The sequence below is a fragment of the Pseudomonas violetae genome (assembly GCF_023072615.1).
Classification (GTDB): Bacteria; Pseudomonadota; Gammaproteobacteria; order Pseudomonadales; family Pseudomonadaceae; genus Aquipseudomonas; species Aquipseudomonas violetae.
Genome location: NZ_JAKNRW010000023.1, coordinates 17733 through 41589 on the forward strand (window position 1 = coordinate 17733; position 23857 = coordinate 41589).

The 23857-nt window shown below is 60.4% G+C and carries 26 protein-coding genes and 1 pseudogene; 13 read left to right on the plus strand and 14 right to left on the minus strand.

Annotation, left to right across the window (positions count from 1 at the left end; all coding sequences use genetic code 11):
* The first annotated feature begins 110 nt into the window (after positions 1-110).
* The 3 genes from L9059_RS21545 to L9059_RS21555 all read left to right on the plus strand — a co-directional run bounded on the left by L9059_RS21545 (position 111) and on the right by L9059_RS21555 (position 2260).
* Positions 111-581: a hypothetical protein gene (locus L9059_RS21545; RefSeq protein ID WP_247292923.1), complete on the plus strand. Its 471-nt coding sequence runs from the start codon at positions 111-113 to the stop codon at positions 579-581.
* A gap of 151 nt (positions 582-732) precedes the next feature.
* Entirely contained in the window at positions 733-1749 is a 1017-nt protein-coding gene (locus tag L9059_RS21550; RefSeq protein WP_247292924.1) for an ABC transporter substrate-binding protein, read from the plus strand.
* Between the two features lie 73 nt (positions 1750-1822).
* On the plus strand, positions 1823-2260 hold the full coding sequence (locus tag L9059_RS21555; protein WP_247292925.1) for a DUF3995 domain-containing protein: 438 nt from the start codon (positions 1823-1825) through the stop codon (positions 2258-2260).
* Between the two features lie 7 nt (positions 2261-2267).
* Here the strand turns inward: L9059_RS21555 and L9059_RS21560 are convergent, their stop codons facing one another.
* The 8 genes from L9059_RS21560 to L9059_RS21595 form a co-directional block, all read right to left on the minus strand.
* The gene (locus L9059_RS21560) at positions 2268-3668 is read right to left on the minus strand and encodes an MFS transporter (RefSeq protein ID WP_247292926.1); all 1401 of its coding nucleotides are present in this window, start codon (positions 3666-3668) and stop codon (positions 2268-2270) included.
* Positions 3665-4027, minus strand: a complete 363-nt coding sequence (locus L9059_RS21565; protein ID WP_247292927.1) for a Na+/H+ antiporter subunit G — start codon at positions 4025-4027, stop codon at positions 3665-3667. Before L9059_RS21565 ends, L9059_RS21560 begins: the two co-directional genes overlap by 4 nt.
* Positions 4024-4302: a K+/H+ antiporter subunit F gene (locus tag L9059_RS21570; protein WP_045060409.1), complete on the minus strand. Its 279-nt coding sequence runs from the start codon at positions 4300-4302 to the stop codon at positions 4024-4026. The genes L9059_RS21565 and L9059_RS21570 overlap by 4 nt, the downstream gene beginning before the upstream one ends.
* Positions 4299-4787: a Na+/H+ antiporter subunit E gene (locus L9059_RS21575; protein ID WP_247292928.1), complete on the minus strand. Its 489-nt coding sequence runs from the start codon at positions 4785-4787 to the stop codon at positions 4299-4301. Before L9059_RS21575 ends, L9059_RS21570 begins: the two co-directional genes overlap by 4 nt.
* The gene (locus L9059_RS21580) at positions 4784-6469 is read right to left on the minus strand and encodes a monovalent cation/H+ antiporter subunit D (RefSeq protein WP_247292929.1); all 1686 of its coding nucleotides are present in this window, start codon (positions 6467-6469) and stop codon (positions 4784-4786) included. The genes L9059_RS21575 and L9059_RS21580 overlap by 4 nt, the downstream gene beginning before the upstream one ends.
* Positions 6466-6810, minus strand: coding sequence for a Na+/H+ antiporter subunit C (locus L9059_RS21585; protein WP_003202835.1), 345 nt, complete (start codon positions 6808-6810; stop codon positions 6466-6468). The genes L9059_RS21580 and L9059_RS21585 overlap by 4 nt, the downstream gene beginning before the upstream one ends.
* On the minus strand, positions 6810-9728 hold the full coding sequence (locus tag L9059_RS21590; protein WP_247292930.1) for a monovalent cation/H+ antiporter subunit A: 2919 nt from the start codon (positions 9726-9728) through the stop codon (positions 6810-6812). The genes L9059_RS21585 and L9059_RS21590 overlap by 1 nt, the downstream gene beginning before the upstream one ends.
* Before the next feature lie 273 nt (positions 9729-10001).
* Positions 10002-11030: a DMT family transporter gene (locus tag L9059_RS21595; protein WP_247292931.1), complete on the minus strand. Its 1029-nt coding sequence runs from the start codon at positions 11028-11030 to the stop codon at positions 10002-10004.
* Here L9059_RS21595 and L9059_RS21600 point away from each other — a divergent pair.
* Positions 11025-11588 carry a helix-turn-helix domain-containing protein gene (locus tag L9059_RS21600; protein WP_247292932.1) on the plus strand — a complete coding sequence of 188 codons (564 nt, stop codon included), beginning with the start codon at positions 11025-11027 and terminating at the stop codon, positions 11586-11588. The genes L9059_RS21595 and L9059_RS21600 overlap by 6 nt on opposite strands.
* A gap of 139 nt (positions 11589-11727) precedes the next feature.
* Positions 11728-13161, plus strand: coding sequence for an FAD/NAD(P)-binding protein (locus tag L9059_RS21605; RefSeq protein WP_247292933.1), 1434 nt, complete (start codon positions 11728-11730; stop codon positions 13159-13161).
* Positions 13162-13292: 131 nt separating this feature from the next.
* Here the strand turns inward: L9059_RS21605 and L9059_RS21610 are convergent, their stop codons facing one another.
* Complete coding sequence (locus L9059_RS21610; RefSeq protein WP_247292934.1) at positions 13293-14033, minus strand: response regulator; 741 nt, start codon at positions 14031-14033, stop codon at positions 13293-13295.
* 128 nt (positions 14034-14161) lie between these two features.
* On the opposite strand from L9059_RS21610, the pseudogene L9059_RS21615 reads away from it, so the two are divergent.
* Positions 14162-14334, plus strand: a pseudogene (locus L9059_RS21615) (alpha/beta hydrolase); the annotation flags it as partial.
* A gap of 241 nt (positions 14335-14575) precedes the next feature.
* Here L9059_RS21615 and ppnN read toward each other — a convergent pair.
* Entirely contained in the window at positions 14576-15949 is a 1374-nt protein-coding gene (gene ppnN / locus L9059_RS21620) for a nucleotide 5'-monophosphate nucleosidase PpnN (protein ID WP_247292935.1), read from the minus strand.
* A 228-nt stretch (positions 15950-16177) separates the two neighbouring features.
* Here ppnN and L9059_RS21625 point away from each other — a divergent pair, with 228 nt between their 5' ends.
* A complete protein-coding gene (locus L9059_RS21625; RefSeq protein WP_247292936.1) occupies positions 16178-16708 on the plus strand; it encodes a DUF3087 domain-containing protein in 531 nt (176 codons plus the stop codon).
* Positions 16709-16724: 16 nt separating this feature from the next.
* Positions 16725-18302, plus strand: a complete 1578-nt coding sequence (locus tag L9059_RS21630) for a GGDEF domain-containing protein (RefSeq protein ID WP_247292937.1) — start codon at positions 16725-16727, stop codon at positions 18300-18302.
* A gap of 2 nt (positions 18303-18304) precedes the next feature.
* Here the strand turns inward: L9059_RS21630 and L9059_RS21635 are convergent, their stop codons facing one another.
* The gene (locus L9059_RS21635; protein WP_247292938.1) at positions 18305-18679 is read right to left on the minus strand and encodes a DUF2784 domain-containing protein; all 375 of its coding nucleotides are present in this window, start codon (positions 18677-18679) and stop codon (positions 18305-18307) included.
* Between the two features lie 136 nt (positions 18680-18815).
* Here L9059_RS21635 and L9059_RS21640 point away from each other — a divergent pair, with 136 nt between their 5' ends.
* Genes L9059_RS21640 through L9059_RS21650 form a run of 3 tightly spaced genes read left to right on the plus strand, consistent with a single transcriptional unit; the run spans position 18816 to position 20021 of the window.
* A complete protein-coding gene (locus L9059_RS21640) occupies positions 18816-19517 on the plus strand; it encodes an AzlC family ABC transporter permease (RefSeq protein WP_247292939.1) in 702 nt (233 codons plus the stop codon).
* On the plus strand, positions 19517-19828 hold the full coding sequence (locus L9059_RS21645) for an AzlD domain-containing protein (RefSeq protein WP_247292979.1): 312 nt from the start codon (positions 19517-19519) through the stop codon (positions 19826-19828). Before L9059_RS21640 ends, L9059_RS21645 begins: the two co-directional genes overlap by 1 nt.
* 46 nt (positions 19829-19874) lie before the next feature.
* A complete protein-coding gene (locus L9059_RS21650) occupies positions 19875-20021 on the plus strand; it encodes a hypothetical protein (protein ID WP_247292940.1) in 147 nt (48 codons plus the stop codon).
* 69 nt (positions 20022-20090) lie between these two features.
* Here L9059_RS21650 and L9059_RS21655 read toward each other — a convergent pair whose 3' ends face one another.
* Together L9059_RS21655 and L9059_RS21660 are read right to left on the minus strand one after the other, a co-directional pair.
* The gene (locus L9059_RS21655; protein WP_247292980.1) at positions 20091-20363 is read right to left on the minus strand and encodes a hypothetical protein; all 273 of its coding nucleotides are present in this window, start codon (positions 20361-20363) and stop codon (positions 20091-20093) included.
* Positions 20364-20572: 209 nt separating this feature from the next.
* Positions 20573-21253 carry an SOS response-associated peptidase gene (locus tag L9059_RS21660; RefSeq protein WP_247292941.1) on the minus strand — a complete coding sequence of 227 codons (681 nt, stop codon included), beginning with the start codon at positions 21251-21253 and terminating at the stop codon, positions 20573-20575.
* Between the two features lie 337 nt (positions 21254-21590).
* Here L9059_RS21660 and L9059_RS21665 point away from each other — a divergent pair, with 337 nt between their 5' ends.
* Complete coding sequence (locus L9059_RS21665; RefSeq protein ID WP_247292942.1) at positions 21591-22490, plus strand: polysaccharide deacetylase family protein; 900 nt, start codon at positions 21591-21593, stop codon at positions 22488-22490.
* Between the two features lie 111 nt (positions 22491-22601).
* On the plus strand, positions 22602-22841 hold the full coding sequence (locus L9059_RS21670; RefSeq protein ID WP_247292943.1) for a DUF1652 domain-containing protein: 240 nt from the start codon (positions 22602-22604) through the stop codon (positions 22839-22841).
* Positions 22842-22868: 27 nt separating this feature from the next.
* On the opposite strand, the gene L9059_RS21675 is transcribed toward L9059_RS21670, so the two are convergent.
* A complete protein-coding gene (locus tag L9059_RS21675; RefSeq protein ID WP_247292944.1) occupies positions 22869-23774 on the minus strand; it encodes a LysR family transcriptional regulator in 906 nt (301 codons plus the stop codon).
* Between the last annotated feature and the right edge of the window lie 83 nt (positions 23775-23857).

Below are 23857 nucleotides of genomic sequence, written 5' to 3' on the forward strand. Positions count from 1 at the left end.
GCTCATGCCGGGATTTCAATCCGGTTTAGGTGTTCATTTCGGCATTGCCGCTATTTTCTGCCGTGCGCCAGTTTCGCGTACGGCGTCATTTCAGATGTGGGGATGTTTCCTTGGCAGTAAGTAATCTCGATATGCATGCTTTGTTCGTGCTGGGTGATCTGCGCGCAAAGCTGGTTAAACAGTTTCAGTCTCGTTTCGTCTACATCACCGAACAAAACGCCGAAGGCATTTACATTGCTGAAATCGACACCGAAGAGTCGTTGGTCGTCGATGACAAGCCAGGGCTCAAGCTCAAGGTTGGCGATCACTTCAGCGCTGCCGTGCTACCTAGTCGCGAAGGCGGCAAGCTGGATATCAAGTTTCGCGAAATCAAACTGACTGTTTACGGTTTGGGCGATTACGCGTTCGTGACCACCGCTGATGGCCACGGCATCGTGTTCAAGGAAGGGCATAGCGTGGTGATGGTGTTTGCCGCGCACCAGCAGTTGCAGGAAGGGTTGACCAAGACGCTCAAGGCCGTCACCGCCAAGGCCGCCAAGTGGCGCAAGGGTGAATTGGTGACCTTCAAGGCCAGCGAATAACCGGTCGCCGCTGCAGGAAACTTCCGAAAATAGATTCATACCCCTCGAAAGTAGGAACCTCTACTACAGTCAGTGGACTGAGTATTTTGAGGCTTGCAGTCTTCTGCCCGGCCATCTTGCTATTGCTGTGAACAGCACGAGGTGCAAAAGCATGAAAGGATTACGACGGTTGCTGGCCGCTGTTCTGGCCACTGGCGCTTTGTTCGCTTCATCCGGTCCGGTGGCCGCCGCCCAGGCGCCCATCCATTTTGCCGACCTGAATTGGGAAAGCGGAAGCCTGATCACCGATATCCTGCGCATCATTGTCGAGAAGGGTTACGGGCTGCCCACCGATACCTTGCCGGGTACGACCATTACCCTGGAAACCGCGCTGGCCAACAACGATATTCAGGTGATCGGTGAAGAGTGGGCTGGGCGCAGTCCGGTCTGGGTCAAGGCCGAGGCTGAGGGCAAGGTGGTAAGCCTGGGCGACACGGTCAAGGGTGCCACTGAAGGCTGGTGGGTGCCGGAGTATGTAATCAAGGGTGATCCGGCCAAGGGCATCAAAGCTGTTGCCCCGGATCTGCGTAGCGTCACCGATCTGCCCAAGTACAAGGACGTGTTCCGTGATCCGGAATCTCCCGGCAAGGGCCGCTTTCTTAACAGCCCGATCGGCTGGACTTCCGAGGTGGTCAACAAGCAGAAGCTCAAGGCCTATGGGCTGGACGACAGCTACGTGAACTTCCGCAGCGGATCCGGAGCGGCGCTGGATGCCGAGATCAGTTCTTCGATTCGCCGAGGAAAGCCGATCCTGTTCTATTACTGGTCGCCCACGCCGTTGCTCGGCCGCTTCAAGCTGATCCAGTTGGAAGAACCGCCGTTTAATGCCGAAGCATGGAAGACCCTCACCGACGCTGACAACCCGAATCCACAGCCGACCCGCTCGCTGGCCTCGAAGCTGTCGATCGGCGTCTCCGCCCCGTTCCAGAAGCAGTACCCGCAAATTGCCGAGTTTTTCAGCAAAGTCGATTTCCCGATCGATTCATTGAACAAGGCATTGGCCGACATGAGCGAAAAACACACGGCCCCACGCGAGGCGGCCGAAGCGTTTATGAAAGCGCATCCGGACGTATGGCAGGCGTGGGTGCCCAAGGATGTCGCCGCCAAAGTCACTGCCGAATTGAAGTGAGTTTAGACCGGCCCTTACATTATCGTTCGGGGAGGTTCATTCTGCGCCGACATTTCACGCTGGAAGTTTGACTATGAGCCTGGTAATTGCGCAATGGATGGCTGCCGTCTTCCTCCTGATCAGCTTGGTCCACCTGTACTGGGCGGCAGGTGGCAAGTTGGGCAGCGAGGCCGCAGTGCCGCGAGTGCCCAGGGAGGACAACCAAGGCTCCAGGCCGGCCTTCAAACCCTCAGGATTCACCACGCTGCTGGTCGCGGTCGGCCTGTTGCTGATCGCTATGCTGGTGTGCCTGCGGGTAGGCCTGTATTTGCCGACGGTTCATCACTGGTCGCTGCAGTGGGTGATTAGCGCAATCGCGATGCTGATGTTTGCCCGGGCGATTGGCGATTCGAATCTGGTGGGGTTTTTCAAGCAGGTCAAGGACTCGCAGTTTGCGTGGCTGGACACCTGGGCTTATTCGCCGTTGTGTGTGGTATTGGGGGCGGGGTTGCTGGCGGTGGCGTGGATCTGAACAGTATTCAGGTCGATCCTTGAGCGTCGGTAGTGCTATTGAACGCTTCGGGGTACTTTTCCAGGTAAGCATCATGGAGCTTTGTATCTTGGGATCGCATGAAAGTTCTGAAATCAGGTACCAGAAAGACCAGCAGAGATAACAGCAGGACCATGGCCCCCAGCAGTGTGATTGTCAGAGCGACTCCCAAATAGGCGATGAAGGTGGTCATCGCGAAACTGCCCAAGGGGCTGGCCACTGCGGACAGGAATGCAACCGTGGCAAAAACGCGGTTGCGATGCAGCTTTGGCGTCGCCAGCAACCTGACAGAGGACGTAGGGATGTTGATCAGCATCAGGCCGACGCCGCCGCAGAAAAAGGCAGCGGGTAAAATAGCCGAAGATGAAAGGGTTCCTACCACTAACAGATTGCAACCTAACAGTGCAAAACCTGCGGACACACACCTGTCACGGGGGACGCGGCCGGATAACCATCCGATAATTTTGTAACTGCCCACCAGTATGCCCAGCCCGAAGCTTGCGTCCAGAAGACCGATGTAAGTAACCGGATATTGGATGACGTCTTTCACATACAGTGGAATCAGGATGGTGAAAAACGGAAACAGGGCAAAGTTGATCAGCATTGCAATGATGGCCAGGTAAAACTCCACTTTCACGCCGTAGACCACCTTGAAACCGGAGTAGATCATGCTCAAGCCGCTGGCGGCCGGAGCGTTTGAGCTTTCGTCAGGGGCTCCGATAGAACTCGGGATAGTCGCAATCAATGCCCCTGCGATTAGAATCGCAACGAAATCGGCGGCCAAGGCGAACGTGATACCGAGTCCGTAAATCAACCCGCTGGCCAGCGCCGGACCCAGCAGCATGGAAAAGGACGACATCACGCTTTTGCTCCTGAAGGCCAGCGAGACTTTATCGTCGTTTGCAAACAAAGGAATGATCGAGGCCTGAAGCGGGTCACGCACGCCGACGATCGCACTGCTGACCATCATCAGCGCACCCACCGTCCAGGGATTGAACAAGCCTGCGACGGATAGCACCAACATCAACAGCGCTGTGATCAAGCTGAGCCATGAGGCTAGCTTGATGATGTGGATTTTGTTGTATTTATCCCCCATCCAACCCAGGAGGGGTCTGGACAACACCTCTGTCGCGATGGAACAGGCAATCATGTTGGCGAAATAGAGCGCCGAGCCTGTTTCCTGGAGGACCCACCAAGCCACCGCCAGTTGGTTGCACCGTCCACCCAGAACCATCAGGAAAAAGCTGAATTGAACCTTCAGTAGTTGCCGGTCTATCCCGGCAGGAGCCGGTTTGCTGGCGAGGCGGCCCTCAAGCCCTGCGCTTACGTCGAGTGCGCCATCGCAGGCAAGCCTTGAACCCGCAGGGTCAGGTGTGGCCCCACTACTCAACTCCCGCTTTCCATGCTCCGGCTGCTCACTTCGGCCGGCACGTCATCCCCCGCCATGCGCTTGCGAAACAGTGCCGCCCGGGCCAGCAGCAGGGTGGTCACCGGTACCGTCAACGCCAGCAGGATCGGAATCAACCAGGCGTGTAACACCGGCGCGGACTTGAGCGCCGAGAAGTAGATGATCGACGCCAGTGCCACGCTCCAGGCACCCAGGGTCGACGCCAATGCCGGCGGGTGCATGCGCTGGAAATAATCCTTCATGCGCAGCAGCCCGACGGCACCGATCAGTGCAAACAGGCTGCCGAACACCAGCAGTATCGCCACCGGTACTTCAACCCACAAAGACAGTTCAGCGCTCATTCGATCACCTCGCCACGCAGGAGGAATTTCGCCAGGGCAAACGAGCCGACGAAGCCGAACAGCGCGATCAGCAGCGCTGCCTCGAAGTAGGTGTCACTGGCATAACGAATGCCCAGGGTTAGCATCATCAGCATCGCGACGATGTAAAGGTAGTCCAGCGCCAGTACCCGGTCTTGTGCCGAGGGACCCTTGAACAGGCGAATCAGCGTCAGGACCATGGCCAGTGAGAAGATGAACAGGCTCAGCAGGATCGCGTTCGACAGCAACGGGCTCATTCGAAGATCTCCATCAGGGGGCGTTCGAAGGTCGCCTTGAAATGCTCAATGAACAGCGCCTCGTCATCCAGGTCGAACACGTGCAGTAATAGAATGCTGCGATCCAGTGCCAGCTCTGACCAGACCGTGCCGGGGATCACCGTGGTGATCATCGATAAGGCCGCCAGGCCATTGGCGTCGCGCAGATCCAGTGGCACCTTGATGAAGTGAGAGCGCGGCGGTCGGCGGCTGGCATTGAGCACGATCCAGGCGACGGCGAGGTTGGACACCACCACGTCACGTCCCACCTGCAGGAACAGGCGCAGGATCACTCCAGGCCGGCGAATGCGGATCGGTAGTGGGCGCAGCTTGCGCATCATCAGCGGCGCGCAGAGGCCGAGAATGGCACCCAGCAGCAAATTACCCGGGCTGATCGACAGGTTCAGCGCCAGCCACAAAACCCACAGGGCCAGCGACAACCAGGGTGCGGGAAACAGGCGTCTCATGGGCGCACCTCCACGATAGCGGCTTTCGCTTCTGGGCTTGGTACGGCGCGAGTGCCGAGCACCGCCATGACGTACTGCTGGGGATTGTTCAAGGCGTCTGCAGCGGCTTGTGTGTAACGCAACAGCGGCTCAGCCTTGAAGGTCAGCGCGATGCTCAGGCCCAACAGTGCGAAGATCGGCACGCATTCAAAGCGGCGCAATAGCGGTGACGGTCGCTCCTCCGGCGTCCAGAAGCGCTGGATGCCCAGGCGCGAGAACGCTATCAGCGATGCCAGCCCCGAAATGATCAGCAACGCCAGCAGGCCCCACGCGGCGTTCGAGACCGGTTCAGCGTCCCCACTGCCCAGGCCCAGGGGGTTGAGCAGGGCGTGTAGCAAGCCTAGCTTGCCGATAAAGCCCGAGAGCGGCGGCATACCGATGATCAGCAGCGAGCAGGCAATAAAGCTCAGGCCCAGGAAAGCCATGGTCCAGGGAATCACCTGGCCCACTACGGCTTTCTGTTCGTCATCGAGGTTGATGCCTTTGGCTGGCTGCAGGGATTCCATGGGCCGTGGTAGCAGGTCGCCGTCATCGAACAGCGGTATTTCATTGGCCGAGCGCGAACGTTCGATCAGCTCGGCCAGCAGGAACAATGCGCTCAGCGCCAGTGTCGAGCTGACGAGGTAGAACAGCGCGGCACCAATTAGCTTGGGCTGGGCGAAGCCAATGGACGCCAGCAGAATTCCCGCGGACACCAGGATGCTCAGGCTGGCCAGGCGTTCGAGGCGTTGCGCGGCAATGATCGCGATCGCCGCGCAGATAATGGTCGCCATGCCGCCGTAGATCAGCCAGTCGCCGCCGAAATACGCCGACGCGCCGGCTTGTCCGGAGAACAGCAGGGTCCACAGGCGCAGTAAGGTGTAGACGCCGACCTTGGTCATGATCGCAAACATCGCTGCTACCGGGGCACTGGCGGCGGAATAGGCCGGTACCAGCCAGAAATTCAGCGGCCACATGCCGGCCTTGGCCAGGAACGCCACCGCCAGTATCGCCGCGCCGGCATGCAGCAGGCCCCGATCGGCCTCCGGCACCAAGGGGATTTTCAGCGCCAGGTCAGCCATGTTCAGGGTGCCGGTGACGCCGTAGATCAGCGCGGCGCCAATCAGGAACAGTGACGAGGCCAGCAGGTTGATCGAAATGTAATGCAGGCCGGCCGAGACCCGTGAGCGCCCCGAACCGTGCAACATTAGCCCGTAGGAGGCGGCCAGCAGCACTTCGAAGAACACGAACAGGTTGAACAGATCGGCGGTCAGGAAAGCGCCATACAAACCCATCATCTGAATCTGGAACAGCGCGTGGAAACTCGACCCCGCGCCATCCCATCGGGCCATCGCAAACAGCAGGGCGCTGACGCCGATGATCCCGGTCAGTACCAGCATCATCGCCGACAGGCGATCGACCACCAGCACAATGCCGAACGGTGCCTGCCAGTTACCCGGCAGGTACACGCCGATGGAGCCGGGAATGCCGGTCTCCTCGGTCCATTGCAGCAGCAGCACGGCAATGCCCAGCCCGACCAGGCTGGAGAACAGGTTGATCCTGGCCTTCAGCGGGCGGTGTTTTTCCCCCAGCATCAGCATCACCGCAGCGGTCAGCAGCGGCAGCAGAATCGGTGCGGCGATCAGGTGCGGCATCAGGTTCATTCTTTAGGCTCCCGGCCGTCCACATGGTCGGTACCGGTCAGGCCCCGGGAAGCCAGCAACACCACGAGAAACAGTGCGGTCATGGCGAAGCTGATGACGATGGCGGTCAGCACCAGCGCTTGCGGCAATGGGTCGGTGTAGTGCAGCAGGTCCTGGGGCACGCCGTCCTTGATGATCGGCTCCTTGCCGATGAACAGGCTGCCCATGCTGAAGATGAACAGGTTGACGCCATAGGACAGCAGGCACAGGCCCATGACCACCTGGAACGTTCGCGGCCGCAGGACCAGCCACACGCCGGACGCCGCCAGGACGCCGATGGCGATTGCGATGACTTCTTCCATCAGACGGCTCCTTTGCTGGCGACGGATTTGGGCAGGGTCGCGTTCTTGTGGCCACGTACCGACTGGTGGGCTAGGGCGGTGAGGATCAGCAAGGTCGAACCCACGACCACCGCATACACGCCAATGTCGAAGAACAGGGCGCTGGCGATGTGGATGTCGCCGAACACCGGCAGGTCGAAATGCCAGGTATGGGTGGTCAGGAATGGATAACCGACGGTCATGGCCCCAAGCCCGGTGACTGTGGCGAACAACAGCCCGGTGCCCATCCAGCGTAACGGCCGCAGGTTCATTTGGGCCTCGACCCACTGCGTACCGGCGACCATGTATTGCAGGATGAACGCTACCGACATCACCAGCCCGGCAACGAACCCGCCACCGGGCTGGTTATGGCCGCGCATGAACAGGTAGATGGACACCACGAAGGCGATTGGCAGCAGCAGGCGCACCAGCACCGCCGGCACCATCATGAAGCCCAGGGCGGTATCGCTGGCCTGACGCGGGTTGACCAGGTCGGTTACCACGTCGGGCGCCAGCAGGCGCTGCTGGGCAGGCAATTGCAGACTCTCTTTGGGTGGGCGGAAGCGTCGCAGCAGGGCGAACACGGTCAGCGCCACGGCGGCCAGCACGGTGATTTCACCGAGGGTGTCAAAGCCGCGAAAATCCACCAGCATCACGTTGACCACGTTACTGCCGCCGCCCTCGGGCAAGGCCCGACTGAGGTAGAAGGAGGAGATGTCGTTGGGCGTCTGGCGCGTCAGCATGGCGTAGGACAGCAGCGCCATGCCGCCACCGACTGCGGTCGACAGCAGCAAGTCGCGCAGGCGGCGGATGCGCGCCTTGCGCAGGGTGCTTGGCAGCGGCGACACCTCTTCGATCCGCCGTGGCAACCAGCGCAGGCCGAGCAGGATCAGCACCGTGGTCACCACTTCGACCACCAGTTGCGTCAGGGCCAGGTCCGGTGCGGAGAACCAGACGAAGGTGATGCAGGTCATCAGGCCACAGACGCTGACCATGGTCAGGGCTGCCAACCGGTGATACTTGGCTTGCCAGGCGGCGCCCAAGGCACAGGCGATCGCCAGCAGCCACAGGGTCACGAACACCGCCGAACCAGGGATTTTCGGCCGATCGCCCCAAGTCAGGCTGCCGTGCAACATCGGGATCAACCCCACCAGCACAGCGGCCAGCACCACCAGGAACAGCTGGGTTTGCAGGCGCTTGGTGCTGATCCACCGCTCGAGGCGTCGAGCCAGACGCATCATCACCACCAGGCTGCGTTCGAACTGGCGCTTGCCGTTGAAGCGGCCAATCAGTGGCGGGTACTTGAAGCGCCCGCGCTTGAGCTGGTTGCGCAGCAGCAGGTAGAGGACGATGCCGCCGGTCATGGCGATCAGGCTCATGATCATCGGCGCATTCCAGCCGTGCCAGATGGCCAGGCTATATTCCGGCAATGTGCCGCCGACCACGGGACGAGCGGCGGCGGCCAGCAGCGGGCCCACCACCTGGGCGGGGAAAATGCCCACCACCAGGCAGGCGAACACCAGCAGTTCGACCGGCGCACGCATCCAGCGTGGCGGCTCGTGCGGGGTGTGGGGCAGGTCGGTGGCGGTCGGGCCGAAGAACACGTCAGCGGTAAAACGTAACGAATAGGCGACGCTGAAGGTACCGGCGATGGTCGCGACGATCGGCAGGGTCATTTCGACCCAGGCCGTGGCATTGATGAACACGGTTTCGGCGAAAAACATCTCTTTTGACAGGAAGCCGTTGAGCAGCGGCACGCCGGCCATGGAGGCGCTGGCGACCATGGCCAGGGTGGCGGTGTAGGGAATCAGCCGGATCAGGCCACTGAGCTTGCGTATGTCCCGGGTGCCACTTTCGTGGTCGATGATCCCGGCGGCCATGAACAGCGACGCCTTGAAGGTGGCGTGGTTGAGAATATGAAAAACCGCAGCCACTGCCGCCAGCGGGCTGTTCAGGCCCAGCAGCAGGGTGATCAGGCCCAGATGGCTGATGGTGGAGTAGGCCAGCAGACCCTTGAGATCGTTCTGGAACATTGCACAGTAGGCGCCGAGCAACAGGGTGCAGGCTCCGGCGCCGCTGACGATGTAGAACCATTGTTCACTGCCGGACAACGAGGGCCAGAGTCGCGCCAGCAGGAACACCCCAGCCTTGACCATAGTTGCCGAGTGCAGATAAGCCGAAACGGGCGTCGGCGCCGCCATCGCGTGGGGCAGCCAGAAGTGAAAGGGGAATTGCGCGCTTTTGCTCAGGGCGCCGATCAGGATGAGAGGAAGCAGTACAGGGTATAGGGCGTGTGCGCGAATCAGCTCGCCGGCGGCCAGGACCTTGTCCAGGTCATAGCTGCCGACCACATGGCCAAGCAGCATGACCCCCGCCAGCAGGCACAATCCGCCGGCACCCGTGACCATCAGTGCCATATAGGCACCGCGTCGGGCGTCGGCGCGGTGATGCCAATAGCCGATCAGCAGGAATGAAAAGAGGCTGGTCAACTCCCAGAAGAACACGATCTGGATCAGGTTGCCGGAGATGACGAGCCCAAGCATGGCGCCCATGAACGCCAGGAAGAACGCAAAGAAGCGCGGCACCGGGTCGTCCGGCGACATGTAGTAACGAGCGTACAGCGAAACCAGTGTGCCGATGCCCAGCACCAGCATGGAGAACAGCCACGCGAAGCCGTCCATGCGCAGGACGAAGTTCAGGCCCAGGCTGGGTAACCAGAAGAATTCCTCGCGAATCACGCCGCCGTCGGCGATTTGCGGGTACAGCAAGGCGACCTGGACGGTGCCTATGAGGGCGACCAAGCCAGCCAGCAGGGATTCGGTATTACGCGCGTTGTGCGGCAGCATGGCTGCCAGACAGCTGCCGATGAAGGGCAGAAGCAGTAGAACTATCAGGGACATAGGCTTCTAATCTGCGGAGGTTTGTGAAGCATCATACGTGCCAGTCTCCGGATTACCAAACGCGAACCTGTGGCAGAATCCTACTCGGATTGCGGAAAAGTCCTGCTTTTGGTGATTTGGCATGCTGTGGCGATGAAGGTCTGGCCTTTTCGCGAGCAAGCCCGCTCCGACCTTAGATCTTCTGTGAATGCAGGACATGTGTATCACAGAGAAAACCTGTGGGAGCGGGCTTGCTCGCGAAGATTTTCGATCAAACGCCGCAAATATTGCCGGTTAGCGTTGGGTTTCGCTCTCCAGGTCCGCCTTAGCCACAACCCCCTTACCCTTGGTCTTCAACTCACTGACAATTACCGCCGCCACGATCAGCCCTGCGCCGACCAACGCAACCGCTGGCAACCGCTCCCCGGCAATCCGCCCGACAATCCCGGCCCAGACCGGCTCGCCGGCATAAATCAGGGTGGCTCGGGTCGGCGAGACGCTTTTCTGCGCCCAGTTCATTGCAACCTGAATCGCCGCGCTGGCCGCGCCCAGGCCCAGGGCGCTGCACAGCAGCAACCAGGAAAAGTCTGGAATGCGTTCCTGGGTCGGCACCACCAGCAGGAATGACAGCACCGAAGTCACCGCCAGTTGCACCACTGTCACTCGGCGTACGTCGACCTGACCGGCAAAGTTACTGATAAGAATAATTTCCGCAGCAATCGCCACGGCGCTGATCAGGGTGGCGATTTCACCGGGGCTGAAATTCAATGACGCCCCCGCGGGCCCTGACAGCAACATCAACCCGGTAAACGCCAGCATAATCCCGATACTAGGCATCAGGCCCGGACGCCGCCCCAGCACCAGCCATTGCAGCAACGGTACGAAGGGCACGTACAGCGCCGTGATGAATGCCGACTGGCTGCTCGGAATGCTCTGCAACCCGACCGTCTGCAAGCCATACCCGAGCATGATTGCCACCCCAATAAAGGATCCGGCCTTGAGCTCAAACAACGTCAGGTCACGCAGGTGCCGCCAGGAGAACAGCGCGACGATGAGGGTGGCTGCGGCGAAGCGCAGGCCGACGAAAAACATCGGACCGCTGACGGTCATCGCATGCTGCACCAGCAAGAAAGTCCCGCCCCAGACCATGGTGATTAACACCAGCACGCACTCGGCCTTGCTGAACCGCGAAAAGCGGGGAGAAGTATTGTGGGAGGAGTTCACCGACGTCATGACCTTGCGTGCTACCTGAGGGGGACGCACAATGCGTCGTATGTTGCGCAGTATACTGCCCAATCCTACCAAGTGAGCAATATAGTGCACAAAGATTCCACGCAAAGGGCCTCGGTCCTGCAACACGTCAGCCTCAATGTTCGGCGCCTGCGCCACGCCGCCGATATGAGCCAGACGACCCTCGCTGAAAAGTCCGGGGTCAGCCGGCGGATGCTGGTGGCGATCGAGGCGGGTGAAAAGAACGTCAGCCTGACCACCCTCGATCGCGTGGCCGAAGCACTCGACGTAGCCTTCAGCGACCTGATCCAGGCTCCCGAGGCCCGCGATCCGAGTCGCATCAATGAACTGGCCTGGGCCGGCACCATTCCTGGCAGCAAGGCGGTGTTGCTGTCCAAGGCCAGTGCCACCCGCGAGGTGGAGCTCTGGGAATGGCGCCTGGAACCGGGCGAGCACTACCCGTCCGAACCCGATGCCGATGGCTGGAGCGAACAGCTCTATGTGTTTGAAGGCTGCCTGACGCTGATGCTCGGTGATGTGCCCCACACTATTTCGGCGGGGGAGTTCTACATGTTCGCCAGTAACCAGCCGCACTCCTATCGCAACGAAGGAGAAGTCGCCGCGCGTTTCGTGCGTAACGTGGTGATCTGAACAGGGGCGCGGCAGAGCCTGCTCATTGCGCAGGGCCGCCATCGCTACTTTGGTACTGCTTGATGACGCGGCCCCGGATTTGGCGCTTATTATCGTCCCATGACTTCCATTCAGGAAAACACTGATCAGTGAGAACACCATGAGTGAAATCCCCCACGAGCAGGCCAACGCCGCCCTCCGCCAAGCTGACGTCCTGATCGTTGGTGGCGGCCTGAGTGGCGCGCTGCTGGCCTTGCAACTGCTGCGCCTGCCGGGCAAGCGCTCGGTGCTGGTCATCGAACCCCGTACCGAACTTGGACGGGGCGAGGCCTACAGTGCGGTGGAACTGGGCCACACACTCAACGGCAACGCGGCGCGAATGAGCGTCGACCCGGACAATGCCGATGACCTGACGCAGTGGCTGACGGAGCATATCGCGGCGGGTGGCTGGCCCGAGTCCGATCAGCAGCCTGCGCCGATCAGCGAGTTGTTCCCACCGCGCGGGCTGTTCGGCGAGTATGTGCAGCAACGTCTTGCACAAGCCCAAGCGGTGGGCGCGGTGAACGGATCAAGCGTCGAACACGTGCGGGCGGAGGCCGTAGACCTGGAAAACCTGGCCGGTGGCGTGCGACTGACCTTGAGCGACGGGCAATGCCTGCAGGGCACTTGCGCGGTGCTGGCCACTGGAATGTTTCCCGCCGCACGCACGCCACAGACCGAATCCAGCGGCTTGAACGCGGCGGCACTCGACCCCTGGGACATCGCCGCGATGCGCCAGCTTGATCCGCAGTCGACGGTATTGATCATCGGTTCCGGCCTGACCATGGTGGATGCTGTGGTCTCGCTGGAGCAGGCCGGACACCGCGGGCCCATCGAAGTGTTTTCCCGGCATGGCCTGCTGCCCCATGTACGCCGCCAACCGCCCGCATGGGCGGACTTCCTCGCCAATGACCACAGCATTCGTACGCCACGGCAATTGGTACGCGAACTGCGCCGCCATTGCCGGGACGCCAGCGCCCAGGGGGTCGACTGGCAAGCGCCACTGGACACTGTGCGGGTGCACATCCCGCGGCTGTGGAGTCAGGCGACGGATGTGCAGCGTCGGCAGTTCGTGCGGCATGTGCGGCCGTGGTGGGAAAGTCATCACCACCGCTCGCCGCCCCTGAGTGCCGAGCTGGTGGCGCGGTTGCATGGGGAAGGGCGGCTGCGGATTCAGGCGGCGTCATTCAAGGGGCTTGAGCCTTCGTCGGGGAATAGCGTGGGGATCCGCATCCGCCGGCGAGGTGAGTCTGCGCAGTGCGTGGTCAGTGGTGCGGCGTTGATCAATTCCAGTGGCATCGAATATGACTGGCGGCGTGTTGCGCGACCTCTGCCCAGGCAGTTGCTGGCGCGGGGCTTGATTCAGCCTGGGCCCCTGGCATTGGGAATCGCCGCCGCAGTGGACGGCGCGGTGATCGACGCGGATGGGCACGTCGCCAGTCGTCTGTTCGCCATGGGGCCTCCGTTGCGTGGCATGTGGTGGGAAAGCACGGCCGTTACGGATGTGGCACTGCAGGCCAAAGCGCTCGCCGCCCGGCTAGCCAAATCCCTGTAAGAGCAACTGTGCTCCAGTTGCAATGGGCGAATCAATAACGCTGATACTTAGAACCGAACTCAGGGCGGTTTTGCGCAACGTAGTCGTTATCAAAGTTGTTGAACCGGATGTGCCACTCCCGCTGTCGTCATTCAGCCCTGCGCGCCGAGCATCTCCACGGGGTAGGAGAAAACATAGCCTTCGCTGCGCACGGTCTTGATGTAGGTCGGTTCGCGCGAGTCGTCCATCAGCCGTTGGCGCAACCGGCTGACCAGCAGGTCGATGGACCGGTCGAACAGGTCGGCGTCGCGACCCTGGGTCAGGTTCAAGAGTTGATCCCGGCTGAGCACGCGCTGTGGATGGTCGAGAAACACCCGCAACAGGCGGTATTCAGCGCCGCTCAGGGCGACCATGGTTTGATCTTCGTCCAGCAGATGGCGGGCGGTGGTGTCCAGGCGCCAGCGACCGAAACCCAGCAGGCGGCCGCTCTCGCTGACCAGCAGGTTGGGCGGCAGCATCCGCGTGCGCCGTAGCACGGCGTTAATGCGGGCAAGCAGTTCACGGGCAGAGAAGGGTTTGGTCAGGTAGTCATCGGCGCCCATTTCCAGCCCGAGAATTCGATCGGTTTCATCGTTGCGCGCCGTGAGCATCAGGATCGGCGTCGCCTTGTGCTTGCCCGAGCGCAATTCGCGACACAGCTGCAGGCCGTCATCGCCGGGCATCATGATGTCCAGCACGATCAGGTCCACCGGGTTGGCTTGCAGAAAACTGCGCATCTGTCGTCCATCGGCCACGACAGTGGTGCGCAAGCCGTTCTTCTTCAGGTAATTGCTGACCAGTTCGCGGATCTCTCGATCGTCGTCGACTATCAGGATGTGGTTCACGTGTTCCATCGCTTGATCTCTTGTTATTGAACCCAGGGTTTTGCATCGGGCTGTATCCGTCGCCCCGTCGGACACTTTATGCCGCAATAGCGCGGGTTTACGACACAAGTCAGATACCACGGCGTGCTCATGCCTTAGCCCGGGGTTATGGTGGCGCGCACTTTCTCTCGACGAGACGCGGCGCACCGGCCAGCCGCCCGCATTGGCCGGTAATGTCATCGACCCGGAGCGGGTCGAAGCGTTGGTGGCGGTCAGCGGTTATCTGATCGGCAACCAGGCGGCAGGCAATAATCCGTTACCGCCCAAGGCGGTGATTGATGCCGATAGAGTGTGATTGGCTGGGCGCACACCAACCTGGGAGCGCGGTCAGCATTGATGTCACAGGTAGATCGCTATCGCAAGCAGGCTCCCACAGTATCTCGGCCGGGCACAAATGCTGCGTACACCAACAATACCCTGTGGGAGCACGCTTGCCCGCGATGGCACTCTTGCTGTCACATCAGTGTCGCAAGTGCAGCTCCCTCATGGGCAAGCCCGGCTCCCACAGCACGCTATGCAACCACTCGATAACACGGCACATACGCCGCGCCGCCGGGCAGTTTCATGCGGTGCTGGGCGACGAATGCCTTGAGTAGTTGATCCAGCGGCTGCATCACCGCGGCATCGCCACGGATCTGATACGGCCCGTGGTCCTCGATCAGGCGGATGCCCTTGTCCTTGACGTTGCCGGCAACGATGCCGGAAAACGCCCTGCGCAAGTTAGCGGCCAATTCGTGGGCGGGCAGGTCGCGGCTCAGGTTCAGGTTGGCCATGTTTTCGTGGGTCGGATCGAACGGGCGCTGCAGGCTTTCATCGATCTTCAACAGCCAGTTGAAGTGGAACGCATCGTTACGCTCGCGACGGAACTGCTTGACCGCCTTGAGGCCCTGGGTCATTTGCCGGGCCACTTCGGCCGGATCGTCAATGATGATCTCGTAGTGCTTTTTCGCCGCTTCGCCCAGCGTGGCGCAAACAAACGAGTCAAGCTGCTCCAGGTAAGGCGCTGCATGTTTCGGACCGGTGAGGATGACCGGGAAGGGCAGCCCTTCGTTGTCCGGATGCATCAGGATCCCGAGCAGGTACAGGAACTCTTCGGCGGTGCCGGCGCCGCCCGGGAAGATGATGATGCCATGGCCCACTCGCACGAAGGCTTCCAGGCGTTTTTCGATGTCCGGCAGGATCACCAGCTCGTTGACGATCGGGTTCGGCGCCTCGGCGGCGATGATCCCGGGCTCGGTCAGGCCCAGATACCGGCCGCCGTGAATGCGTTGCTTGGCGTGGGCAATGGTCGCGCCCTTCATCGGGCCTTTCATTACGCCGGGGCCGCAACCGGTGCAGATATCCAGGCTGCGCAGGCCCAGTTCATGGCCGACTTCCTTGGTGTACTTGTATTCCTCAGTGTTGATCGAGTGGCCACCCCAGCACACCACGATCTTCGGTTCGATACCGGGGCGCAGGGTGCGGGCGTTGCGCAGCAGGTGGAACACGTAGTCGCTGATGCCCTGGGAATTGCTCAGGTCGATACGTTGGCTGTCCAGTTCGTTTTCGGTGTAGACGATGTCGCGCAGGGCGCTGAACAGCATCTCCCGGGTGCTGGCGATCATTTCGCCGTCGACGAAAGCGTTGGCAGGGGCGTTCAGCAGTTCGAGACGCACGCCACGGTCCTGCTGGTGAATGCGGATCTCGAAGTCCTTGTAGGCTTCGAGAATGGTCTTGGCGTTATCAACATGCGCGCCGGTATTGAGGATGGCCAGGGCGCACTGGCGGAAGAGGGTATAGGTGCTGCCGGATCCGGCTTCGCTCAGTTGCTGCACTTCACGTTGAGAAAGGGTTTCCAGGCTGCCTTTAGGGCTGACAGAGGCGTTGATTACATGTCGTTGGGTCATTCAATGATCCTTAAAACGATGTCATTCACACGGGGGCCGGCAAATGGCATCCGAATAGTGTGTATCCATGAAAGAAGATGGCACGAACTGAGCAGTATCGCCACGTTGCCCTTTGACGATGAAAAGATGAAAAGGAGCTCCAGCATAGCTAAATCTGTCGGGGAGGCGATAATGCCCCGCAGTCTTTTGCCCCTGAATCTATTACCTGATGCAAGGAACCCTGTCGCAATGTTTGAAATCCAGCCAATGAACGCCCAGACCTATCGACAACAGACGCGGCGCAGCACGGTGATTATTGCCCTGGTGTTCCTGGCGCTGGCGATGCTGCTGTCGACTGTGGCGGTCGCCGTGTTCGGCGAGCCTGGTGGCGACAACATGCGCTTCAATGTCGGCGGGGTGTTCGTGGCGGTGTTGCTGATGGTCGCGTTGATGCGTGGGCTGTTCTGGGAGCAGCCCTGGATGGCGGCAGCGGTCTATGGCTGGCAGCTCAAGCGCAGCCTGATGAGCGTTACCAATGTCATGCACCAGGTGACGGCGGCGGTGGATCGCGATGATCCCCGGGCGATGAAGTTGCTACGCTTCTATCATCTGGGGCTCACTCAGATGCACGAACTGGACGCTAATTCCAGCGATCACGGGCAATTGAATCGGGAGATTGACCTGCACAAGGCGCGAATGGAAGCGCTGGGCATCGACATCGGGCAGACACGACTGGATCCCGCCTGGATCGCTGCCGTCAAGCACACGCCGAAACCATAAGCGTTCAGGGAGTGACATGGTACAGCTGTCCATCAACGATCATCTCGATAATAACCAACCGGCCTTGCTGTTGAACGGCGGCCAGGTGTTGTCCAGGCTGAAGATCCGCTCACTGGTGTTTTTCCTGATCGCCGTGTGCCTGTCGATGACCACCGTTGCTGGCTGGGAAGTCTGGAATTCGCGCCAGTACCACCTGCGTGATAAGGAAGTGGCGATGTCCAACCTCGCCCAGGCCCTGGCCTGGCAGGCGCAGGCGTCGATCAAGCAGGCTGACACTCTGCTGCTCACGTTGGTTGAGCGCCTGGAAAACGAAGGCATCGAATCGGCCCGCCAGCCCAGGATGCAACGCCTGCTCGGTATCCAGCGCCGCGAGCTGAGCCAGCTGCATGGCCTGTTCGTTTACGACCAGGCCGGGCAGTGGATCGCCAACTCCAACGGCGCCGCCCTGGCCAACGCCAATAACTCGGATCGCGAATACTTTATCTTCCACCGCGGTCATCCTGATCGTGGACCGCACATCGGCCCTTCGATCAAGAGCCGATCCAGCGGCGAATGGATCATGACCGTGTCGCGCCGGGTCAGTCATCCGGACGGCAGTTTTGCCGGCGTGGCCCTGGCGACCATCCAGCTGAGCCATTTCCTGGCGCTCTATGACAGCATCGACATGGGCCACAACGGCGTGATCAACCTGATCGCCGATGACGGCTCGATTGTCGTGCGCCGTCCGTTCAAGGAATCCGAAGTTGGCAGCAGCGTGGCCAATGGTGCGCTGTTTACCCAGTTGCTGCCCTTGGGTAATTCCGGGACTGCCAGGGTCAGGTCGGTGGTCGATGGCGTCGAGCGGGTGGTGGGTTTTCGTAGGGTCGAAGGGTACCCGCTGATCGTGTTCGCCGCGCTGAATCAGGAAGAGGTATTGGCCGGCTGGCGCGAGGAATCACTGCTCAGCGCCGGCATTGTCGCCCTGTTCCTGGGGCTTCTAGGCGTCCTCGGTTATCGCCTCATCCGCCTGATGAAACACCAGAACCACATTCAAAGTGTGCTGCTCGACGCCCAGGAAAAACTGCTGGAGGTCAATCGCGGCCTGGAGTTGCTCGCACTGGAAGATGCCCTGACCGGCCTGTCCAATCGGCGCCAGTTCGATCTGTTCATCATGACCGAGATGCGCCGCGCCCGGCGCACCCAGACTCACCTGGCGCTACTGATGATCGATGTCGATCATTTCAAGCGCTTCAATGATCTGTATGGACACGTGGTCGGCGACGCGTGCCTGCGCAGGATCAGCTCGATCATCGTCGAGCACATCAAGCGCCCCGGTGATCTGGCGGCCCGATATGGTGGCGAAGAGTTTACGGTGGTGCTGCCGGGCACCGACTATGTCGGCGCTTTCCTGGTGGCGGAGAAAATTCGCCGTGCGGTGCAGTTGGCGGGGATCGAACACAGCGAGGGCGTCGAAGGGACGGTCACCGTCAGCGTCGGGGTCTGCGCCTGGGATACGGCCTTGCACGATCAGCCCGATGACCTGGTACGTGCCGCTGACAGGGCGCTGTACGTGGCCAAGGCCAGTGGGCGCAACATGAGCGTGATCGACAAGTAAGCTCAGCGCCGCTCGCCTCGCCGCAAGCGCCTGACCAGCCGCAGGTAGACACAGAAGTTGAGCGCCAGCACCACGGCGCCCAGCCCCACCTGGATGCCCGGGGTCAGTCCGGCGGGATAGATTGCCGGCCATATATAATGCTCGACGAAACCACCGCCGTAGCCGTTCTGGCCCGCCGCTTCGCGCAGGCGGTTCTCCCATTCGGTCAGCGGGCACAGCAGGTGAAAGACTTCCACCGAGATACCCCATGCGACCGCGGGTAGATGCCAGAAAGCCAGGTGGCGCCACTTGAGCACCAGCAGCCCGCCGAACAGTACGAACAGAATGAACAGCAGATGAAACAGCACCAGTCCGTCGGCGGCGATTCGGTAGAGCATGTGGGCTTCCCTGGGTGTGCCGGATGGACTGCGCCATGGTACTCGGTCGAGGGTCGGCAAATAACTCGAAATTGTGTATGCCTTCGCGGGTAAGTACTGGCAGAGTTGCAGGTCTTTTTTCCAGTGGCAGAGCGCTATGTCCAACTCACACTTGCCCTGCAGCGCATTCCTGCGCGGCGCCGTGGCGATCCTTCCCTTGTCCCTGGCGACTGCGCCTTGGGGCTTATTGGCCGGATCCATGGCCATCGAAGCCAACCTCACGCCCCTGCAAGGCCAGGGCCTGTCGAGCATCGTGTTTGCCGGCGCCGCACAGTTGGTGGCTATCGGCATGCTCAAGGGCGGTGCCGGAATCTTCTCGATCCTGCTGACCACGCTGCTGCTGACATCCCAGCATCTGCTCTACGGCATGAGCATGCGCTCGGCGATCTCACCGCTGCCGGGGCACTGGCGCGTGGGCTTGGGCTTTTTGCTTACCGACGAACTGTTCGCCCTGACCAGCCAGCATGACAAGCAGCAGTTCGATCGCTGGTACGCACTCGGGGTTGGACTGACGTTCTACATTGCCTGGAATCTCTTTACCCTGGCCGGCATCGTGCTCGGCAGCAGCATTGCGGGGCTGGAACACCTGGGCCTGGACTTCTCGATTGCCGCGACCTTCATCGCGCTGATCACTCCCGTGGTGCGCAACGTGCCCACAGTGGTGTGTGTCGCGGTGGCGCTGTTCTGTTCGGTGCTGTTCAGTTACTGGCAATGGGGCTCGGCGCTGGTGCTGGCAGGCCTGGCGGGAATGACGGCGGGATTTGTGTGTAACAAACTTTATGTGGGGCAAACAGCATGATGGTCTGGGCGGTCATTTTCGGGATGGGTGTGCTGGTGTTTCTCAACCGCTACGTATTTCTGGAGCCTCGCCTGCCAGTGCGCCTGAGCAGCAACGCCCGGCAATTCCTCGGTTTTGCCGTGCCTGGCATGCTCACCGCCATCTGCGGACCGATCGTATTCATGCCGGATAAACAACTGAACCTGCAATGGGACAATCCTTACCTGCTCAGTTCATTGGTGGCGGTGGGGCTGGTTCTGTACACCCGTAACACCTTGCTGAGCATGTTGTTGAGCATGGCGTTTTTCTTTGTGCTGCGTTGGTGGCTGTGAATCTGTTCTACGCTTGAATGGATAATCTTCACGAACAGAGGTGAACATGGCGAATGAACCCGAGCGTCCCGATCCGGATGAACCTAGCGAAGAAGAAATAGAAGAACAGAACAGGCGCTCGAAGCAGGACTGGAAACATGACGACAGCCGAGAGCTGTCGGAGCGTGATCAGGAGCGTCCGCTGAAACGTTGAATAGTGTCTTTCGCTCGCGGCGGCACCTGCAATTTTAACTGCAGGCGCTGTCGCCCTACAGAGGCGCGTTCAGACATCTTCCAGCCGGGAGAAATCGGGGTGCATTGCTCGATAGCCCAGGGTCCTGTCGATCCAGGCATTGAGCTCATTGACCATCACTGGTGGCTTGCCTGGATAGCGCTGCAAGGTTGTGCGCAGAGTAGTGTCGATGTTGGGCACCGATGCCAGGTTTCGGGTCTTGATGTATTGCCCGATGAAACAATCGAGTTGATAACGTTCTGTGGTCGACAGATGGACACATTCAACACTGGTGAACTGTTTGTTATAAAAATCGTCGCGCAACTGGGTTCTCTGCAAGGCTTGAGTTTCTGGGTTTTCCGTCCTGGGAGATGCGGCGCGCATGCTAGCGGCACTGGTCCTTAATGTATGTATGACAATCGAAATGTCAGACAGGCGGTTGGCGCGGCAAATGGCCATATTTCGCTCGACTGTTACGTGGGTGAAACACTATGTGTAACGTCCCAACGGCCTGTTTATTTAACGTCCGCCTGCTATGCCAGTTGTTCTATTAGTTCGGGTCCCTGATTGCGCACATTGCCTACTGCCTTACTGACCCGGAACCACTCGAACACTTCGCTGGCTTCTCCTTGAAACAATGCCATCTGTTCGGCGCGCTCCTTGGGCGTGGCAGGGTCGAGCCACTCTTGCGCGAGTTCGGGCGATAGCACGATAGGGCGTCGGTCGTGGATATCGAGCATGCCGCCGGCGCTGTCGGCGGTGAGGATGACAAAACCGTCCTCGGGATTTGGCTCGGCGTGGCCTGCGGGGAACTGGCCGATGGCGGCGCAGTACACCGGCGCCCGGTCCTTACGGCGGATCAACCAGGGTTGTTTGCTGCCTTCCCCGGCGTCGACCCATTCGAACCAGTTGTCCACCGGCACAATCGCCCGGTGCGGCCAGATAAGCCGGAAGTAGGGGCCGTGGGCGACCTTTTCCACCCGGGCGTTGATGGGCGGGGCGCGATCCTTGGCCCAGTGTGGCCTCCACCCCCAGCGCACCAGGTCGGCGTGCAGGCTGTCGTTTTGCCGGTGTAGCAGGGCGAGGCGGGTGGTGGGCGCGGCGTTGTAACGGGCCAGTGGTTCATTGCCGACGTGGTTGATCAGCGCATCGGGGATGCTCAGCGCCGCGACGAAATCGTGGATGCCACGGTATTGGCTCAGGCGTCCGCACATTGGCTGGTCCTCAGGGTGGCAGGAGTTGTCTCGTGAAAGAAGGCGGCGGGTCGCCGTACTGGTTTGATCGTGCACGGCCTCAGGGCGCACGCTACTCCCTGTAGACGCGAGCTTGCTCGCGACGAACGTAAACGATACCGCGGGCCTCCTGGATAAACGCGGCACTTTCAGGTTCATCACCGTAATTGCCCAGACCAGGCGTCCTCTACAGGCCATTGTTGCGCACGACCTAAGGTTCGCCAACCCATCTCAGCGCCATTTGAACCAAACACCCTGTACCCTATCCAACCTGCGCCCGCCGCCCCGCACGGGCGCAATCGTCTGGCCAAAGCAAACCATGAAACAGCTGTGCAAGCTTCTCGCTCCACTCGTTATCGCCGCCGGGCTGGTCGGGTGCATTGCTGCACCCATCGCAATGACCCCGCAAACTGAACAACGCTTAAATGCCCAACCCCCTGTCCGGTTTCTACTGACCTTTGACGATGGCCCCAGTGCCTCAAGCTTCTGGAACCCGACGCTGACCGTACTCGATAGTCTCGCGCAAAATCCGCTGCAACCGGACATCAAGGCGGTGTTTTTTGTACAAACCCGTGCTTCCCGGGCCGGGGGCAGTGAGATCGGGCACCAGGTCATGCGCCGCGAACATGCTGAGGGTCATGTCATCGGCTTTCACACGGCCACTCCCGGACACAGCAACCATCGATCCCTGGACGATCAGGCGCTGGAGCAGTCGCTCGCCAATGGCAGCGCCGATATTGCCGTGATCACCGGTGTGTTGCCAAGCCTGCTGCGTCCGCCGTTCTGGAATTACGACAAACGCACATTCGCTGCCTATCGGCAGCACGGCCTGCACGTGCTGCTAACTGACCTCAGTGCCAACGATGGCAAGATCTGGGGCTTTAATGCCAGCCCGCGGCGGCGGTCCCATATGCTGCGTTCGATGTCCGAAGTACGCGAGCGCATCGCACAAGGTGAACTGCCGGTGGTGGACGGTGTGATTCCGGTGGTGGTGACCTTCCATGACCTCAATCGCTATACCGCAAGGCATGCACGCGAGTATCTGCAGATTCTCCTGGATAGCGCCCGGGAGACAGGCGTGAAGGTTGCGCAAAAGCCCTTTTATGATGACACGGCCTCTCTGCAACGGGCGGCCCTGGCGAGAACCGTGCGCGACAGTTCGCAGCCGGTGCAACTGCCGGGGCTGTGGAACTGGATCTGGTCTGGGGATTCGCGCTGAGAAAACTACTCAAAATGAGAGCTGGATAACACTACGACGTACGCGCAATGCGCAAAGTGTATCTATCCTTGCTGGGGTCTTTTCCATTAAATGCCGCCCGAGTCGTCAGCCATGGTGCCCATTGCAGTCCTTTCCAATATTGTAGAATCCGGTTTCGAGCCGCTGTCTTGCGAGTGCACGGAGAGCCTGGGCTTACTGGAAATCACGATTTTCGATCCTGATACCCACGAGGTTGTGCTATTGGTCCGCAATGTCTCCACAGCGCACCTGAGCACCGTCCGCGACATCAACAACCTCATTGCCGAGTTGCGCACGGAAATGAAAGCCGGGCGCCGTGCGTTCGCGGGTTGAGCAAGCTCTCCAGCCACAGGCTACAGCTCAGGCGCCCTGATTGGATTCCAGCGTGCGAGGCAACAACTCATCAATCATCTGCAGGCAGTGCTTCAGCCCCGGCGACACATCGCCTACCCGCCGGCTGAGAATGATGGGTGAAGTCGCGTTGTCCTCCAGAAGTGCCGTAAATCCTATGTCGTCACGATGCAGCAATTGCACGGAAGCCGGCACCAGGGTGACACCGATGCCTGCCCCGACCAAGCCAATCGCGGTCTGCAGCTCGTTGGTCCATTGCGCTACCTGAATACTCACACCATAGGATTCGAACAGGGCGATCACATGGTCGGCATAACTTGGCCGCGGATTACCCGGGTAGAGTACGAAAGGCTCCCTGGCCAGTTCCCGCAGGCTTATCGGCGCGCCCAGCAGCGGGTGCCCGGCGGGCAGGGCGGCGACCAGCCGGTCTTCGGTGAGCACGGTCTGGATGATGGCCGGGTCGTCGATGCGGATTCGCCCGAAGCCGATGTCGATCCTGCCAGCCTTGAGCGCATGGACCTGTTGAAGCGTGGTTAATTCCGACAGCCCAAGTTCCAGTTCAAGGGGCTCACCGCTGCGCAAACGACGGATCAGCTCCGGTAGCACGCCATAGAGCGTGGATGGCGCAAAGCCGATTCCCAGCCAGGTTTTTTCCCCCAGGCCAATGCGCCGGGTGTTGTCACACACCTTGCCCAGTTGTTCCAGAAGCGCGCTGGAGTGTTCATGGAAGAACCGGCCGGCATCGGTCAATTTCAACGGTCGGCCACGTTCCAGCAACAGCACTCCCAGCTCATCCTCCAAGTGCTGGATCTGCCGGCTCAGGGGCGGCTGTGCGATATGCAGCAGCTCGGCGGCGCGGGTGAAGTTGAGGGTTTTCGCCAGCGCCTGAAAATAGCGCAGGTGACGCAGTTCCATACAGCCTCCAAAAGCTGATCGGCTACATACCTTTAAGGTATCGAGTCAGACCAATTCTATATTGGCTTCCAGAAAAAAGCCGT

What these genes read in the sequence shown, in the direction of transcription:
- L9059_RS21565 (WP_247292927.1), bottom strand. Translation starts at nt 4,027, where the DNA reads ATGAGCGCTGAACTGTCTTTGTGGGTTGAAGTACCGGTGGCGATACTG.
- L9059_RS21575 (WP_247292928.1), bottom strand. Translation starts at nt 4,787, where the DNA reads ATGAGACGCCTGTTTCCCGCACCCTGGTTGTCGCTGGCCCTGTGGGTT.
- L9059_RS21570 (WP_045060409.1), bottom strand. Translation starts at nt 4,302, where the DNA reads ATGAGCCCGTTGCTGTCGAACGCGATCCTGCTGAGCCTGTTCATCTTC.
- L9059_RS21665 (WP_247292942.1), top strand. Translation starts at nt 21,591, where the DNA reads ATGAAACAGCTGTGCAAGCTTCTCGCTCCACTCGTTATCGCCGCCGGG.
- ppnN (WP_247292935.1), bottom strand. Translation starts at nt 15,949, where the DNA reads ATGACCCAACGACATGTAATCAACGCCTCTGTCAGCCCTAAAGGCAGC.
- L9059_RS21635 (WP_247292938.1), bottom strand. Translation starts at nt 18,679, where the DNA reads ATGCTCTACCGAATCGCCGCCGACGGACTGGTGCTGTTTCATCTGCTG.
- L9059_RS21670 (WP_247292943.1), top strand. Translation starts at nt 22,602, where the DNA reads ATGGTGCCCATTGCAGTCCTTTCCAATATTGTAGAATCCGGTTTCGAG.
- L9059_RS21590 (WP_247292930.1), bottom strand. Translation starts at nt 9,728, where the DNA reads ATGTCCCTGATAGTTCTACTGCTTCTGCCCTTCATCGGCAGCTGTCTG.
- L9059_RS21605 (WP_247292933.1), top strand. Translation starts at nt 11,728, where the DNA reads ATGAGTGAAATCCCCCACGAGCAGGCCAACGCCGCCCTCCGCCAAGCT.
- L9059_RS21555 (WP_247292925.1), top strand. Translation starts at nt 1,823, where the DNA reads ATGAGCCTGGTAATTGCGCAATGGATGGCTGCCGTCTTCCTCCTGATC.
- L9059_RS21675 (WP_247292944.1), bottom strand. Translation starts at nt 23,774, where the DNA reads ATGGAACTGCGTCACCTGCGCTATTTTCAGGCGCTGGCGAAAACCCTC.
- L9059_RS21625 (WP_247292936.1), top strand. Translation starts at nt 16,178, where the DNA reads ATGTTTGAAATCCAGCCAATGAACGCCCAGACCTATCGACAACAGACG.
- L9059_RS21650 (WP_247292940.1), top strand. Translation starts at nt 19,875, where the DNA reads ATGGCGAATGAACCCGAGCGTCCCGATCCGGATGAACCTAGCGAAGAA.
- L9059_RS21645 (WP_247292979.1), top strand. Translation starts at nt 19,517, where the DNA reads ATGGTCTGGGCGGTCATTTTCGGGATGGGTGTGCTGGTGTTTCTCAAC.
- L9059_RS21660 (WP_247292941.1), bottom strand. Translation starts at nt 21,253, where the DNA reads ATGTGCGGACGCCTGAGCCAATACCGTGGCATCCACGATTTCGTCGCG.
- L9059_RS21585 (WP_003202835.1), bottom strand. Translation starts at nt 6,810, where the DNA reads ATGGAAGAAGTCATCGCAATCGCCATCGGCGTCCTGGCGGCGTCCGGC.
- L9059_RS21610 (WP_247292934.1), bottom strand. Translation starts at nt 14,033, where the DNA reads ATGGAACACGTGAACCACATCCTGATAGTCGACGACGATCGAGAGATC.
- L9059_RS21580 (WP_247292929.1), bottom strand. Translation starts at nt 6,469, where the DNA reads ATGAACCTGATGCCGCACCTGATCGCCGCACCGATTCTGCTGCCGCTG.
- L9059_RS21550 (WP_247292924.1), top strand. Translation starts at nt 733, where the DNA reads ATGAAAGGATTACGACGGTTGCTGGCCGCTGTTCTGGCCACTGGCGCT.
- L9059_RS21640 (WP_247292939.1), top strand. Translation starts at nt 18,816, where the DNA reads ATGTCCAACTCACACTTGCCCTGCAGCGCATTCCTGCGCGGCGCCGTG.
- L9059_RS21630 (WP_247292937.1), top strand. Translation starts at nt 16,725, where the DNA reads ATGGTACAGCTGTCCATCAACGATCATCTCGATAATAACCAACCGGCC.